The organism is Rhodopseudomonas sp., from assembly GCF_013377015.1.
In the GTDB taxonomy this organism is placed as follows: Bacteria; Pseudomonadota; Alphaproteobacteria; order Rhizobiales; family Xanthobacteraceae; genus JARJEH01.
Map to the genome: position 1 here is coordinate 123,620 of NZ_JACABA010000004.1, position 14,706 is coordinate 138,325.

Annotated in this window: 18 protein-coding genes and 1 pseudogene; 7 read left to right on the plus strand and 12 right to left on the minus strand. The window is 64.4% G+C overall.

Features of this window, described 5'->3' with window-relative positions:
- Positions 1 to 2: 2 nt before the first annotated feature.
- Positions 3 to 1,715 carry a hypothetical protein gene (locus HXX15_RS18000; RefSeq protein ID WP_296517738.1) on the plus strand — a complete coding sequence of 571 codons (1,713 nt, stop codon included), beginning with the start codon at positions 3 to 5 and terminating at the stop codon, positions 1,713 to 1,715.
- A 74-nt stretch (positions 1,716 to 1,789) separates the two neighbouring features.
- Here HXX15_RS18000 and HXX15_RS18005 read toward each other — a convergent pair whose 3' ends face one another.
- The 9 genes from HXX15_RS18005 to HXX15_RS18045 form a co-directional block, all read right to left on the minus strand.
- Positions 1,790 to 2,008: a hypothetical protein gene (locus tag HXX15_RS18005; protein ID WP_296517739.1), complete on the minus strand. Its 219-nt coding sequence runs from the start codon at positions 2,006 to 2,008 to the stop codon at positions 1,790 to 1,792.
- 146 nt (positions 2,009 to 2,154) lie between these two features.
- Entirely contained in the window at positions 2,155 to 2,502 is a 348-nt protein-coding gene (locus HXX15_RS18010) for a hypothetical protein (protein ID WP_296517740.1), read from the minus strand.
- 295 nt (positions 2,503 to 2,797) lie between these two features.
- Positions 2,798 to 2,995 (minus strand): light-harvesting protein, encoded by a 198-nt coding sequence (locus HXX15_RS18015; protein WP_296517741.1) that lies wholly within the window; start codon positions 2,993 to 2,995, stop codon positions 2,798 to 2,800.
- Between the two features lie 12 nt (positions 2,996 to 3,007).
- Positions 3,008 to 3,163 carry a light-harvesting antenna LH1, beta subunit gene (gene pufB / locus HXX15_RS18020; protein WP_296517742.1) on the minus strand — a complete coding sequence of 52 codons (156 nt, stop codon included), beginning with the start codon at positions 3,161 to 3,163 and terminating at the stop codon, positions 3,008 to 3,010.
- A gap of 620 nt (positions 3,164 to 3,783) precedes the next feature.
- Entirely contained in the window at positions 3,784 to 3,978 is a 195-nt protein-coding gene (pufA, locus tag HXX15_RS18025; RefSeq protein ID WP_296517743.1) for a light-harvesting antenna LH1, alpha subunit, read from the minus strand.
- 12 nt (positions 3,979 to 3,990) lie between these two features.
- Positions 3,991 to 4,146, minus strand: a complete 156-nt coding sequence (gene pufB, locus HXX15_RS18030; RefSeq protein ID WP_296517742.1) for a light-harvesting antenna LH1, beta subunit — start codon at positions 4,144 to 4,146, stop codon at positions 3,991 to 3,993.
- 480 nt (positions 4,147 to 4,626) lie between these two features.
- Positions 4,627 to 5,055 (minus strand): phosphate-starvation-inducible PsiE family protein, encoded by a 429-nt coding sequence (locus HXX15_RS18035; protein WP_296517744.1) that lies wholly within the window; start codon positions 5,053 to 5,055, stop codon positions 4,627 to 4,629.
- Positions 5,056 to 5,358: 303 nt separating this feature from the next.
- Positions 5,359 to 5,754, minus strand: coding sequence for a type II toxin-antitoxin system PemK/MazF family toxin (locus HXX15_RS18040; protein ID WP_296517745.1), 396 nt, complete (start codon positions 5,752 to 5,754; stop codon positions 5,359 to 5,361).
- Between the two features lie 52 nt (positions 5,755 to 5,806).
- A complete protein-coding gene (locus HXX15_RS18045; RefSeq protein WP_296517746.1) occupies positions 5,807 to 6,043 on the minus strand; it encodes an AbrB/MazE/SpoVT family DNA-binding domain-containing protein in 237 nt (78 codons plus the stop codon).
- 581 nt (positions 6,044 to 6,624) lie between these two features.
- Between HXX15_RS18045 and HXX15_RS18050 the strand changes: the two genes are divergently transcribed.
- On the plus strand, positions 6,625 to 6,894 hold the full coding sequence (locus HXX15_RS18050; protein ID WP_296517747.1) for a hypothetical protein: 270 nt from the start codon (positions 6,625 to 6,627) through the stop codon (positions 6,892 to 6,894).
- Positions 6,895 to 7,347: 453 nt separating this feature from the next.
- Here the strand turns inward: HXX15_RS18050 and HXX15_RS18055 are convergent, their stop codons facing one another.
- Complete coding sequence (locus HXX15_RS18055) at positions 7,348 to 8,046, minus strand: cell cycle transcriptional regulator TrcR (RefSeq protein ID WP_296517748.1); 699 nt, start codon at positions 8,044 to 8,046, stop codon at positions 7,348 to 7,350.
- Between the two features lie 244 nt (positions 8,047 to 8,290).
- Between HXX15_RS18055 and ispH the strand changes: the two genes are divergently transcribed.
- The 4 genes from ispH (at position 8,291) to HXX15_RS18075 (ending at position 11,843) form a co-directional block, all read left to right on the plus strand.
- A complete protein-coding gene (gene ispH / locus HXX15_RS18060; protein WP_296517749.1) occupies positions 8,291 to 9,253 on the plus strand; it encodes a 4-hydroxy-3-methylbut-2-enyl diphosphate reductase in 963 nt (320 codons plus the stop codon).
- Positions 9,254 to 9,258: 5 nt separating this feature from the next.
- Positions 9,259 to 10,239, plus strand: coding sequence for a homoserine kinase (locus tag HXX15_RS18065; RefSeq protein ID WP_296517750.1), 981 nt, complete (start codon positions 9,259 to 9,261; stop codon positions 10,237 to 10,239).
- Positions 10,236 to 10,694, plus strand: a complete 459-nt coding sequence (gene rnhA, locus HXX15_RS18070; RefSeq protein WP_296517751.1) for a ribonuclease HI — start codon at positions 10,236 to 10,238, stop codon at positions 10,692 to 10,694. Before HXX15_RS18065 ends, rnhA begins: the two co-directional genes overlap by 4 nt.
- A gap of 189 nt (positions 10,695 to 10,883) precedes the next feature.
- Positions 10,884 to 11,843: a prolyl oligopeptidase family serine peptidase gene (locus tag HXX15_RS18075; protein WP_296517752.1), complete on the plus strand. Its 960-nt coding sequence runs from the start codon at positions 10,884 to 10,886 to the stop codon at positions 11,841 to 11,843.
- Between the two features lie 73 nt (positions 11,844 to 11,916).
- On the opposite strand, the gene HXX15_RS18080 is transcribed toward HXX15_RS18075, so the two are convergent.
- Both HXX15_RS18080 and HXX15_RS18085 read right to left on the minus strand, forming a co-directional pair.
- On the minus strand, positions 11,917 to 12,402 hold the full coding sequence (locus HXX15_RS18080) for a peroxiredoxin (protein ID WP_296517753.1): 486 nt from the start codon (positions 12,400 to 12,402) through the stop codon (positions 11,917 to 11,919).
- 267 nt (positions 12,403 to 12,669) lie between these two features.
- Entirely contained in the window at positions 12,670 to 14,355 is a 1,686-nt protein-coding gene (locus tag HXX15_RS18085) for a long-chain fatty acid--CoA ligase (protein ID WP_296517754.1), read from the minus strand.
- Between the two features lie 162 nt (positions 14,356 to 14,517).
- Here HXX15_RS18085 and HXX15_RS18090 point away from each other — a divergent pair.
- Positions 14,518 to 14,706, plus strand: a pseudogene (locus HXX15_RS18090) (hypothetical protein); the annotation flags it as partial.

Here is a 14,706-nt window from a genome sequence, read left to right on the forward strand (position 1 = left end):
AGATGGCTGATTACTATCCCCTGATCGCCCGTGCCATTGCCGCCCTGGATCCCAGTGCTCCGGGCGAGCAGCGACGTGCGCTTTACGAGCGGGCGCGCTCGGCGCTGATCGCGCAGTTGCGCGGCGTGCAGCCGCCGCTCAGCGAATCCGAAATCACCCGGGAACGATTGTCGCTCGAAGAGGCCGTGCGCAAGGTCGAATCCGAGGCGGCGCAGCGCGCCCGCGATGCCTCCCGCGCCGAGCTGAAAAGCCGCAACCGCGCCCCGGACGACAATGGCCGCCCTGCAAGCGAGCCAGCCCGCGCCGGCGACGCTTTCCGCGCCAACACGCGTCCAGCGGCCCGGCCAGGCGATCCGCCGCCGCAAGTCACGACCACGCCGTTGCCGCCGGCCGATGATTCTGTGCCGCCCCCGGTTCGGCCGCGTGCGGCGCAGCCACCGCTGCCACCGCCGTCGCGCAACGAACGTCCGCCGCTGGGCCAGGATGATCGTCGAGACGATCGTCGCGACGATCGTCGCGATGAGCGGCCGGCGCGCAATCAGCGTGCGGAGTTGCCGCGCCCGACGCCACCGCCAGCCTCGGGGATGTCGGACCCGGCGATGTCCGGGCGCGATCGGGCGCCGCCACGCCGGGCCGACGATGCACCGCCGGGCCGAACTCAAGGTCAGGCGCCCGGGATTCGCGGTTTCCGCGACGTCACCGCCGACCTCGACGATCTCGGCCGCGCTGCCGCCCAGGCCAACCGTTCGGCGCGCAAGACCTACGCCAATGTCGCGCCGTCGCCGGAATTCGATCGGCTCGAACCCAGTATGGAGAATCGCGGCGATCCCGACGCGCCATATTCCTACGACGAATCCCCCGAAGAGGCGGCGCGCTACCAGACGCCGCAGCAGCCCGCGGTGCGACCGCGTCCGGCGCCGGAGAAGAAGAAGCCAAAGCGCGCCGGCGGCGGCGGCATGTTTCCGTTTCGCAGCGCGATCGCGGTTGGCATCGTGCTGGTGCTGGTCGGCGCCGCAATTCTATGGGGCCCCGCATTGTATTCCTCGCTGCGCGGCATGCTGACGTCGTCGACGCCGCCGGCGGCGGTGAACAATTCGCCCGATGCCGCGCCGGTGAATCGGCCGAAGATCGCCGACCGCGTCGGCCAGCCGTCGAACGACCAGGTCGCCCCGGTGGCGCAGCGCGTGGTGCTGTATGACGAGGACCCGGCCGATCCGAAGGGCAAGCAATATGTCGGCACGGTGGTGTGGCGCACCGAGCAGATCAAGGGCGGCAACGCCAAGGGCGGCGCCGATCTCGCGGTGCGCGCCGACATCGACATTCCGGATCGCAAATTCAAGATGACGATGTCGTTCCGGCGCAACACCGACACCTCGCTGCCGGCCAGCCATACCGCAGAATTGACCTTCATCCTGCCAGCCGATTTCTCCGCCGGCGGCGTCGGCAACGTGCCCGGCATCCTGATGAAATCCAACGAGCAGGCGCGCGGCACGCCGCTGGCCGGGCTAGCCGTCAAGGTCACCGACGGCTTCTTCCTGGTCGGTCTCAGCAATGTCGAGGCCGATCGCGTCCGCAATCTGCAGCTCCTGAAGGAGCGCTCCTGGTTCGACGTGCCGCTGGTCTACAGCAACCAGCGCCGCGCCATCATCGCGATCGAGAAGGGCGCGCCCGGCGAGCGCGCCTTCGCCGAGGCGTTCGCGGCCTGGGGCGAGTAGCATTCAGGATAGATGATCTTTCCTCACCTCGCCCTGCTTGCGGGGAGAACGAGCGCGCTTCCGCCGTCGCAGCGCTACGGCATGCCGTCGGCGCCGTCGCGAACCGCGCGCGACACCAGCGTGTGGGCGTCGGTGACGCCGTCGGCGGCACATTTCACGATGGTCTGCGCCATCTTCGCCTTGGTGGCGGGGGTGCGATGCTCCACGGCGATCTGTTCGACGGCGATATCGAGCACCTCGCGCAGCGTCGCGACGTAGTCGGGATCGAATTTCGGCGGCGGAACATTGGTCATGGGCGAATCTCCTTCAGTTCGCTGCACCATGGTGGGGCAATGCGGCTGCAGTGGGTCGGCTGGATGAAGATGCGGTGACGCGGTCTGACATTGCGGTGAAGCCGGCGCCGCGTCGATCAGGGTTGCGCGCGCCGCGGCGGTGGCGGTCAGATCGGCTGCGTCATCCAGCGCGCCAGTCGCGCCAGCAGACCGTCGGATCGGGGCGCGGCGGGTGGTTCCGGCGCATCGGAGGCGAGAATCCGATCGTAGAAATATTCCAGGAAGCGGGCGTCGTTCGGCTCGGTGATGGTGAACTGGTCGTCGCCGACCAACACCGTGTAGTCGTAGAAGAACGGCCCGAGTAACGGCACGTTGGCGGTGACCGCGGGTTCCTTCGAGATCGTGAAATTGGACGGATCGAGGTCGTGCGCGGCCATCGCCTGTTCGAGCCGCGGCAATTGGCGCAGGAATTGAGACTCGAACCCCCGGCCGGTGCTTTGCAATGTAATCGGCATTCGCGCTCCCGCTGGCGCGCCCAGGATGCGGATCCAAGAAGCGGACCCAAGGCTGCGCGGTGTTGGCGGGAGTTGGTCGCCCCGAAGGCAACGGGAGTTCAATTGGCCGAATCCGGGACAACCCGGCAAGCTGACTGAAGCGAATCAGATTGAAGCGGCCGAAGCTGGTTCGCAAAACGGCAGCGGGGGCGGGCTCAGCCAAGCCGAACCCGCCCCCGTTACGTCGCCGCATCCATCGAACGTCCCCGACTGAGCGGAGCGTTTCGATGGACCCGGCGTTGCGCCAAATAGTGGCTTACTTCTTCGCGGGCGCAGCGGGAGCCGGCGCCGGCGCGGCGGCGACAGCGGTCGCACCGTTCCAGTACTTCGGGAACCAGCTGGTGTTGGTGACCAGCGCCAGGTGAACGAGGATCGCGATCACGGTGACGCTGCCGAGCAGCAGGGGAAGACCAACGGTCGGGTTGACCACAGTCCAGATTCTACCTTGATTCATGTTCGATACCCCTTAGTGCAGCCACGGCGAATAAACATACGCCAGGAAATGAGCAACGATCGCGATCGCGCCGAAGACGCGGGTGCCGTCGATCACATGCTTGTGGAGCTCTTCCGATTCCGCGATTGTCAGACCGGTGGGCCAGACCTTGTTCGGATCGTCCGCCATAATAATACCTCCTGAGAGACTTCGATCAGTGCCGTGCTGAACTCGCACGATGAGTATCGCTCGCTGATGCGCCGGACGGGCCTTCGCCTGGAGTTGTCGTGGATGCCGTTCGACACCCGCTTGGCTCCAGCCGACAGATCCGTTCGGGATGAGAGCTCCGGTCCGAAACCCTTCCAAAATCGATGGTAAGGTCAAAACCGGACAGCACTCTCACGCATTGTCAATTTATCGTGACAACTAACTTTGTCAACTTGACATGACATGAAAAATTGTCCGGGTCATTCCGGACGTGAACCGAAATGCTGTCCTGTACAGCCGTATGGTCACCTGCGCTTCACCGATTTGGCTGTCATCCAGACCCCGGCAAGGCTCGGTTCATGTCGTCGTCGGTTCCGGTTGATCCCGGACACATTCTCCGCGTCTAGCGCGGCTTTTGTTGCGGCTTCAGCGCGAAGCCGGAGCATCCACGTTGCGCGGTCGAAATGCCGCGGTACTTTCAAATCAGACGCGCGGGCAGCGTCGCTCGACACCAGCCGCGATCAGGTCGAAGCTGGTCCATCGACTCCCCGGGCCGTGGGGATTCGATGGACCGAACTTCAGTCAGGTTCCTGATAACCGACTTACTTCTTGGCCGGGGCGGCAGGAGCGGGCGCGACAGCAGCGGCGACCGTCTTGCCGTTCATGAACGACGACACCCAGGTGGTGTTGGTCAGGATCGCGAAGTGCACCAGCAGGGCGATCACGGTGACGCCGCCGAGCAGCGCCGGCAGGCCGACGCTCGGATTGACCACAGTCCAGATTCTAGCTTGATTCATGTTCGATACCCCTTAGTGCAGCCAGGGCGAATAAACATACGCCAGGAAATGAGCGACGATCGCGATCGCGCCGAAGACGCGCGTGCCGTCGATGACGTGCTTGTGAAGTTCTTCCGATTCCGCGATTGTCAGACCGGTGGGCCAGACCTTGTTCGGATCGTCTGCCATGATAACTACCTCCTGAGACTACGATCAGTTCCGCGCTGAAATCAGGGCGCAGATGTTCGTTCGCTGTACAGCGAACGGATCGCCCGATTGCAGCATTTGGCGTTATTGCAATCTGGATCGTTTCACCGCGGCGCGGGCCGAACGAATTCGGCGCAAGCCTCGCTGCTGACGATCCAAACTCGTGAGGCGATGTCGAAACACCCGACGCCTTCACGCGTAGTCAACTTATCGTGACGAGTAGTTCTGTCAATTTGGAATGACACCGCGCGTTGTCGTGGTGATCACCGAACCGTCGTGCGAACGCCTGACACGCGCGGCGAAGTTGCCTTACTGCGATCGGATGAGTGTGATGCGGGCCAGTAACGAGGTGTGCGACAATTCAAAAACTTAGAGTGGGCCAGGCGCAGCGAGCCCGCCGACCAACCTAAAATTGGCGCGGCGTTGCTTCTGACGAGCCGTTCGAGGTGGGCTGCACTCCCGTCAGTCCTGTCCCTCACTCCCGCCCAACCCGTTCCGGCCCGGACGATAAGTCATCACCGCGCAGGCGATGGCGAGCACCAGGATGGCGCCGCTTTCGTACAGCAAATTGGCCGGCGGCTGGTCCTTGCCCTGCAGGATCAACAGCCGCGCCAGCGCGGTGATGGCGATGAACAAGGGCAGCGTGATCGGGATCTTCTTGCTTTCGTAATAGACCCCGACCATCGCCAGCACCTCGACATAGATGAACATCAGCAGCAGGTCCTTGAGTTCGACGCGCAGCCCGATCGCGGTCTCGTAGACTTCCTGCGCCATCGCGACCACGGCGAACGCGCCGATCACCACCAGGAAAAGATTTTCGAGCAGCTGGATGATCTTGCGCAGCAGCGGCAGGGTCGGGGTCGGGGTCGCGGGCGTCGGGTGGTCGGTCATCGTTCAAATCCAATGCTTGATCCGGCAAGCCGCGGCGATCGAGTCGACGCCGCGGCGGCCGTCCTTGAGGTGAATTGCGCGCAAGCGGGCGGGCAGGTCGCCGCTATGCCGCAACTCGGCTGACGGGACGCTGACGCGTGGATCGCATCGGGCGGCTTGCGGGTAGCGCGTAGCCCGGATGAGCACAGCGATATGCGGCAATGGCCGACGTGGAGACCCCCGATGTCCTGCGCTCATCTGGGCTAGGCCCGGGGTCTCGCTGTGCTTGCCGGAGCTATGCTTGCCGATCCGAGCACTGCTCAATCAGTTGACCAGGAATCCCCTCAACTTCTGAGTCACAGCCCTTGCCGTGACTTTGTCGAGCTTGCCAGCGCGCCGTTCGATCCTTGAGGGTTCGATGCATGCGATCTTTGCCACGCGGATGACCGATGGGGCCGGAAGGCCGGCGCGGACGAGGTCATCGACAGCGATATCGCAAGGCCACGGTGCATTGTCGGCGCTGGTAATCATAGCTACCCAGATCACACCGAATGGTACGAGCTTTCGGTTGGAAATCACGAGGGCAGGGCGGCGTTTCTCGGCCAGCCGATCGGCGTATGGGAAAGGAACGACGACGATATCGAAGGGATCGAAACGTTCGGCCAGTTCGCTCGTCTTGACTGTTGAAGTACTGGAAATGATAGTCTTCGGCTTTCTCACGAAAATCTCTTCGGGCGGCACCGTGCTTGCTGATCGTCAAAAGGCATGAAAGCTATAATTTGTCATACGCCGTTTCATCTGCCTCCGACGTCCATTCAGAAAAGGTTGCAAACGGATCGTCGCCTGCTTCGACTGCCTTGTCGAGCACGACGCCTGCGTCGGTCACGCGATAGCGCAAGGTGTCTCCAGGCTTCAGCTTCAGTTGCTCGCGGATCTCGCGCGGGATCACAGTCTGGCTCTTGACCGAGACCTTTGAAAAAGCGGGAGGACGATCAATATTGCGGTTCATATCGTAGGATAACTTACTGACTTACGATCTGCAAACAAACCAGTTGACCGAGGCATGTCGTCTGGACTATATTCCTATATATCCCGCCCCATCGAGGGGCGCGTTGCCGGGACGCTGGTCGTCGCGGGGCGGGGTGCGGCGCCTGCGGGCGGGGGAGGACGTCTCCTTCCGCACTCGGGACGCCCTGGGTCGCCGTCCGGCCCCACTACGGGGGTCTGCCACTTGTTAGTTGGCTGGACGCGGCACAGGTGAACGGCGGGAAATCCGCCGGGATCAGCGGGTCGACTGGCTCGCGCCTGTGCCCGGAAGCACGGCCCTGGGGCGCAAAATCGCCGCGGTGGAGCGTCGAAAGGCGTTCCGCGACCGGGCGTCGATGCGTCGGCGTTGGGCCGCGGTTACTTACCAAAGGCGCGCCTTTCGGCGCTCCGCCTCCCTCACCGGGAGGTCTCAGGCGGCAAGGCACGGCGGTCCCCGCCGGGCGGCGCGTCGTCCTGCCCTCGACCCAGCCCGACATTCAGCCCATGCAGCGAAAGGAGCGCGCGATGACCCGACGACCCGGATTGCGATTGGAAAGTGCGGCGATGCGCGCCGAGCGGCGCGCGGAAGCGGAGGCGCTGGACGCGTTCAGCGAGGTGCGTGACGGCTGCCGCCGCGCGGTTCAACGCGGCCTGTCGGCCTATGTCAACGGTGCGCGAGATTGCCCGATGAAAGTCTGCCGGCGGGCGCGGGACTGCGTCAGCGACAGTTTTGCCTGTCTGACGCGCCGCCGCCGGCCGGTGCTGTCGCCGCTCGACGAAACCATCGCGATCGACGGGCTGTATCAGTTCATCACCGAGACGGAGCGGACATGACGCGCGGGCGGCGGGCGCGTTGACCGGTTACCACCACTGCTGCCCTCATCCTGAGGAGCCCGGCTTTGCCCGCAGGGCGAAGTCGGGCGTCTCGAAAGATGAGCGCGGTCATCCTCATGGTTCGAGACGCGCGCCTGCGGCGCGCTCCTCACCATGAGGGGCTTTGCCATGCGGTGCGCGCGATTGCCACACCGCCGTTACTCCGGCCCACGCCGTCATTCCGGGGCGCACGCAGCGAAGCTGCGGGCGAGCCCGGAATCCATACTCCGCAGCGGCGCGTGGTGGCACAGCGCCCAACTCATTCAGGCCAGGGGCTATGGATTCCGGGCCTGCACGTCGCGTCGGCTGCGCCGACCCGGCGCGCATCCCGGAATGACGAACGTGAATGAGACGCACGTCTTGATTAGCCCGGGAATCGCGCCCCGGACCCGAAATTCCGGGCCCGCGAAGCGCCTACTCGTCCTCGTCGTCGGCCTTCTTGCCGCCGATGGTCTTCAGCTTGGCGAACACCGCGTCGACGTTGAGGTCGTCCTGGTCCTTCTCGGAGGGCTCGAATTCGGACTCCTTGCGGGTGGTCTCGGAGGCCGGCAGCAGCGTTGCGCCACCGTAGCCCTGGTCGGTCGGCTTTTCCTTGGCGGCGCGCTGCACCTCGAAATCGAGCTCGATCTGCGAGCACAGGCCGAGCGTCACCGGGTCCATCGGCGTCAGCGTCGAGGCGTTCCAGTGGGTGCGGTCGCGGACCGAGGCGATCGTGGTCTTGGTGGTGCCGACCAGCCGCATCACCTGGCTGTCCTTCAGCTCGGGATGGTTGCGCACCAGCCACAGGATCGCGCTCGGCCGTTCGTGGCGGCGCGACACCGGCGTATAGCGCGGGCCCTTCTTCTTCGATTGCGCCGGCAGCGTCACCCGGCTTTCGCCGAGCTTGAGCCGGTAATCCGGGTCCTTCTCGCCCTTTTCGATCTCGTCGCGGGTCAATTGTCCGGTCGAGATCGGGTCCATGCCCTTGATGCCTTGCGCGGCGTCACCGTCGGCGATGGCGCGGATCTCCAAGGGGTGCATCTTGGTGAAGTCGGCGACCTGGTCGAACGACAGCGCAGTATTGTCGACCAGCCAGACCGCGGTGGCCTTCGGCATCAGCGGGGCGTTGCTCATGGCAAATCTCCTTTGCGCTCCGCCCACCTTTTTTGGAGGCGGAGCCGTCTGGTCATCGGTGATGACGGGAATTAGACGCCTATATAAGCTGTCAGGGGGTAGCCGCGCAATGGTCTGGCGAACGGCCTTGACAGGGCCGCAAAGCCGTCCCAAGTCGTTGGCGGTAACGTCCATAGCCGAAACGCCAATTGGCGACGACCGTTCGCGATGCGATGGTACGGCGAACAGGTCCCGGATCGCTGAAATGCTGGCCAAACCGCCCCTGAAGATCGTGCTTTGCTCGCCGCGGGGCTTCTGCGCCGGCGTGGTGCGGGCGATCGACACCGTGGAGCGGGCGCTGACGCTGTATGGCGCCCCGGTCTATGTCCGCCACGAGATCGTGCACAACCGCTATGTGGTCGACAGCCTGCGCGCCAAGGGCGCGATTTTCGTCGAGGAACTGGCGGAAATCCCCGATACCCAGGCGCCGGTGGTATTTTCCGCCCATGGGGTGCCGAAATCGGTCCCGGCCGACGCGCTGCAGCGCAATTTCTTCTCGCTCGACGCTACCTGTCCGCTGGTCACCAAGGTGCACCGCGAGGCCGCGATCCATTTCAAGCGCGGCCGCGAGATCCTGCTGATCGGGCATTCCCACCACCCCGAGGTGGTCGGAACGCTGGGGCAGTTGCCGCCGGGTGCGGTCGAATTGATCGAGACCGCTGCGGACGCCGCCTCGTTCGTGCCGAAGGACCCGGACAATCTGGCTTTCGTGACCCAGACCACGCTGTCGATCGACGACACCGCCGAGATCGTGACCTTGCTGCGGCAGCGGTTCCCGAACATCTCCGGGCCGCACAAGGAAGACATCTGCTACGCCACCACCAACCGCCAGGCCGCGGTGAAGAAGGTGGCGCCGATCGTCGACGCGATGATCGTGGTCGGCGCGCCGAATTCGTCGAATTCGCAGCGGCTGCGCGAGGTCGCCGAGCGCGAGGGCTGCAAGGTCGCGGTGCTGGCACAGCGTGCCGGCGACATCGACTGGAACCTGTTCGAAGGCATCACCAGCCTCGGCATCACCGCGGGGGCCTCCGCCCCGGAGGTGATCGTCGAGGAAATCATGGGCGCGTTTGCCGAGCGCTACGATCTGCGCGTGGAGACGATTTCGGCCGCGGAAGAGAACGAGTTCTTCCCGCTGCCGCGTGCTTTGCGGCCCGACGCGGCCGAGTAGGATCTATGGCGGTCTATACCGACGTCGCCGCCGATGATCTCGCGGAATTCCTCAAGGGCTACGACATCGGCGACCTGCTGTCCTACAAGGGCATCGCCGAGGGCGTCGAGAACACCAACTTCCTGCTGCGTACCAGCAAGGGCTCTTTCATCCTCACGCTGTACGAGAAGCGCGTCGCGGCGGACGACCTGCCGTATTTCCTGTCGCTGATGGCGCATCTGGCAAGCCGCGGCGTGCGCTGTCCGCAGCCGCAGACCAACCGCAGCGGCGCGGTGTTCGGATCGCTGATGGGCCGGCCCGCGGCGATCATCAATTTTCTTGAAGGCGTCTGGCCACGGCGGCCGAACGTGGCGCAATGCGCCGGCGTCGGCGAAGGGCTGGCGAAGATGCACATCGCCGGCCGCGATTTTCCGCTGGTGCGGAAGAATCCGCTGTCGGTTGCGGGCTGGCGGACGCTGTTCGAACAATCGGCGGCGGGCGCCGATCCGTTGCAGCACGGCTTGCACGCGCTGCTGCGCGCCGAACTCGATTTTCTCGAACACGCCTGGCCGAAGCATCTGCCGGAAGGCGTGATCCACGCCGATCTGTTTCCCGACAACGTGTTCTTCATCGGCGACACGCTGTCCGGGCTGATCGACTTTCCGTTCGCCTGCAACGACATCCTGGCCTATGACGTGGCGATCTGCCTGAACGCCTGGTGCTTCGAGCCGGATCATTCCTTCAACGTCACCAAGGCGCGGGCGTTTCTCGGCGCCTATGGCCGCGAGCGCGCGCTGACCGCGGCCGAGCAAGACGCGCTGCCGCTGCTGGCGCGTGGTGCCGCGCTGCGATTTCTGCTGACCCGGCTGGTCGATTTTCTCAACGTTCCGGTCGGCGCTTTGGTGCGGCCGAAGGACCCGCTGGAATACGTCCGCAAGCTGCGCTTCCATCAGACCGTGAACAGCATCAGTGACTACGGCGTCACCGCGTCGGGGCAGGTCTCGTGAGCGCCCCCGCCGTGATCGTCCACACCGACGGCGCTTGCTCCGGTAATCCCGGTCCCGGCGGCTGGGGCGCGATTCTGAAGTTCGGCGAAATCGAAAAAGAACTGAAGGGCGGCGAGCCGCACACCACCAACAACCGGATGGAATTGCTGGCGGCGATCTCGGCACTGGAAGCGCTGACCAAGCCGTGTTCGGTCGATCTCTACACCGACAGCCAGTATGTCAAGATCGGCATCGGCAGCTGGATTCACAACTGGAAGCGCAACGGCTGGAAGACCGCCGACAAGAAGCCGGTGAAGAATGTCGACCTGTGGCAGCGGCTCGACGCCGCGCTGAAGAGCCACGAGGTGCGTTGGCACTGGGTCAAGGGCCACGCCGGCCACGACGAGAACGAGCGCGCGGATCAGCTCGCGCGGGACGGGCTCACCGAAAACCGGCTGAAGTCGCGGATCGGCTGAGGTTGCCATGCGGCGCACGCCGCCAGCTCATTGCTGGCCGAACCGGCGGAATTGACTCAGCGCTGTCATCGTTGAAACTTATCCTCCTGGCGGCAGTCCGGCTTATCATCGGCCGTCTTCACCGAGCGCCGACGGCAGCGGCGGCACGGCAGACCGCAGCGGCCGCAAGGGTCGCAGTCAAGGGAAACGATGCGTTCGCATTGGCTGATCGGACTTATCTTCGCCGCGGGGCTGAACGCTCCGGCGGCCGCCGCGGGCCTCAAGTTGCTGCAGATCCCGGCAGACGCCGCCGGCCCCGCCATCACGGTTGCCGCCTGGTATCCGAGCGCGGACGCGCCGTCCGCGGTCACGTTTGGCCCGTTCACGGTGAGCGCCGCCAAGGATGGTGCGATCACCGGCCAGGGGTTGCCGCTGGTGATCCTGTCGCATGGGCGTGGTGGCTCCTTCGTCGGCCATCACGATACGGCCGAGCATTTGGCGGATGCCGGCTTCGTGGTGGCGGCACTCAACCATCCGGGCGATACCACGCTGGACAAGAGCCGGATCGGCGATTTCTCGATCTACTTCCAACGCCCGTTGGACGTGAAGCGGGTGATCGACTACATGACCGGGGCCTCGCCATTGGCGGCGGCCATCGATCCCAACCGGATCGGCCTTTATGGGTTTTCGCGCGGCGGCTATACCGGGCTGGTCGCCATCGGCGCCAACCCCGATTTTGCCGCGGCGATGCCGCTTTGCGAAGGCCGGACCGACAAGGTCTGCGACCGGATCCGGGCGCGGGAATTTCCCAGCCAACCGCTGACCCACGACCGCAGGATCAAGGCCGCGGCGATCGCCGATCCATTATCGGTGTTTTTCACCGCCGACAGCTTTGCCGGGGTCACGATTCCGGTCCAGCTCTGGGCCTCGGAAACCGGCGGCGACGGCGTCGAGCCGGCAACCATTGAGGCGGTCGATGGCTGGCTGAAAACGCCGCATAGTTTCAAGAAGGTCGCACACGCGCAGCACTTCTCGTTTTTCGCCGTCTGCCCCGGGACTATCGCTGATCATGAGCCGACGATCTGCAAGGATGCGCCGGGATTTGATCGCGCCGAATTCCACCACAGGCTCAACGATGAACTCACCGCGTTCTTCCGCGCGCATCTCTGAGCGCCAGGCCGAATCTGGCGACAGCGCGACGCCTGCAGGAGACCCGCAGGCCTCATCGTTCGAACGACGCGGTTTACAGCTGTCCCAGCAGCGTATCGCCGCCCGACACTTCGACCTTGCCGGGATTCGGTTCGAGGTTGAGCTTGGTCACGACGCCGTCCTCGACCAGCATCGAATAGCGCAGCGAGCGTGTCCCAAGTCCGAAGCCGGAGCCGTCCATCTCCATGCCGATCGCCTTGGTGAATTCGGCATTGCCGTCGGCGAGAAACACCGCCTCGTCGCGCTGGTCGGTGTCGCGCTTCCAGGCGTTCATCACGAAGGCATCGTTGACCGAGACCACCGCGATTGTGTCGACGCCCTTGTCCTTCAGCGCATAGGCATTGAGAAAGATGCTCGGCAGGTGCATCTTGTGGCATGTGCCGGTGTAGGCGCCTGGCACAGCGAACAAGGCGACTTTCTTGCCCTTGAAGATGTCGTCAGTGGTCTTCACCTGCGGACCTTCCGCTGTCATCACGCGGAATTTCGCCTCGGGCAGCTTGTCGCCAACCTTGATCGCCATCGTCTATTTCTCCCTGAATGTGCACGGGTTTGTAGCCTGCAGCCGCGGCGATGACAATATTCAGCGGGGGTAAAGCGGGCGGTGCCCGGCGATCACGGTTGTGTCATCAACGAGGTGCGAAGGAGCTTGCAGCAAACCGCGGCGCCCTTATCCCGAGGAGCGGCGTCTTCGCCGCGTCTCGAAGGTTGAGGGATGTTCATCCTGATGGTTCGAGACGCGCGCAACATGCGCGCTTCTCACCATGATGGAAGGCAGAAATCCGCCGCCTTAAGCCGCAGCCGACTTCTTCTCGTCACGCAGTTCGCGGCGCAGGATCTTGCCGACGTTGGTCTTCGGCAGATCGGTGCGGAACTCGATCTGCCGCGGCACCTTGTAGTTGGTGAGCTGCGTATGGCAGAACTTGATGATCTCCTCGGCGGTCAGATCGGGGTCCTTCTTCACCACGAACGCCTTCACCGCCTCGCTGGTACGCTTGTCGGGAACGCCGACGACGGCGCATTCCACCACACCGGGATGGCTGGCGATCACTTCCTCGACCTCGTTCGGATAGACGTTGAAGCCGGAGACCAGGATCATGTCCTTCTTGCGGTCGACGATCTTGGTGAAGCCGTCCGGCATCATGACGCCGATATCGCCGGTGCGGAAGAAGCCGTCGGCGGTCATCACCAGAGCGGTCTCGTCCGGTCGGTTCCAGTAGCCGGCCATGACTTGCGGCCCCTTGGCGCAGATTTCGCCGGCCTGGCCGAGCGGCACCTCGTTGCCGGCGTCGTCGCGGATCGAGATGTAAGTTGACGGCATCGGAACGCCGATTGTGCCGTTGAATTCGGCCAGTGTCGCCGGATTGCAGGTCAAGACCGGCGCGGTCTCCGACAGGCCGTAGCCTTCGGCGAGCGGGCAACCGGTCATCTTCAGCCAGGCCTCTGCCACCGGACGTTGCACGGCCATGCCGCCGCCGTTGGAAATCTTCAGCTTGGAGAAATCGACCTTGTCGAAGCCCGGCGAGTGCAACAGGCCATTGTACAGCGTATTGACCGCCGGGAAGCTGTTGACCTGATACTTCATCAGTTCCTTGATGAAACCTGGCATGTCGCGCGGATTGGGAATCAGCAGATTGACGCCGCCGGCGCGCATGCCCAGCAGGTAGCAGGCGGTCAGCGCAAAGATGTGATACAGCGGCAGCGCGCAGACGATGAACAATTGTTCGACGCGCGGTGGCTTTGCCAGCGCCGGTTGCAGCCAGGCGTCGTTCTGCAGCACGTTGGCGAGGATGTTGCGGTGAAGCAGCGTCGCGCCCTTCGAGACGCCGGTGGTGCCGCCGGTGTATTGCAGGAAGGCGACGTCGTCCGGCCCGAGCTTCGGCTTGTTCAGCGTCATGCCGCGGCCCGCCGCCACGGCGTCGTTGAAGCTGACGGAGCCCGGCAGCGAGAACGCCGGCACCATCTTCTTGACCCGCCGCACCACGACGTTGACGATTACGCCCTTGAGGCCGAGCATGTCGCCCATGCTGCCGACGATGACGTGCTTGACCGCGGTGCGCGCGACCACCTGCTGCACCGTGGTAGCGAAGTTCTCCAGCACGATGATCGCCTCGGCGCCGGAGTCCTTGAGCTGATGCTCGAGTTCGCGCGGCGTGTAGAGCGGATTGACGTTGACCACGGCGAAGCCGGCGCGCAGCACCGCGGCGGTAGCGACCGGATATTGCAGCACGTTTGGCATCATCAGCGCGACGCGGGCGCCCTTCTGCAATCCCTTGCCCTGCAGATAGGCGCCGAGCGCGGCCGACATCTCGTCGAGTTCGCGATAGGTGATCGCCTTGTCCATGCAGATGAAGGCCTTGCGGTCGCGGAATTTCGCGAAGCTTTCCTCCAGCAGTTCGACCAGTGACGAATATTGCGTCAGGTCGATATCCGCGGGCACGCCGGCCGGGTAGTGCTTGAGCCAGATCCGCTCCATGGTGTTTCCCTCGTTTGGCTTTCCCGGAGCGAAGCGCTCCACCATTTTTTGATTGTCGCACATCGCCCCGGCGCGGCGAATTCGCCGAAAGACGCGCCGATCCGTCTGGAGTTATTCGGAAGTGCAGCCTTGCCGTGGCGCGGCTGCTTGTTGATGGAAGTATTGAGCAAACTGGCGGCCGAACGCAAGCTTTGGCGCGTCGCGGAACCTGCCGCCGGCCGAATCGGGCGATCCAGCGCGCGTCAAGTCCGGGGGGAAGGCTTTGCCTCGGCGCGTGGCTTGGCTTCGCCGCCGGCGCTGTTCGGGGCGGGCTTGGGCTTGGCCGGCTTCGGCTTGGGCTTCGCCGGCGTG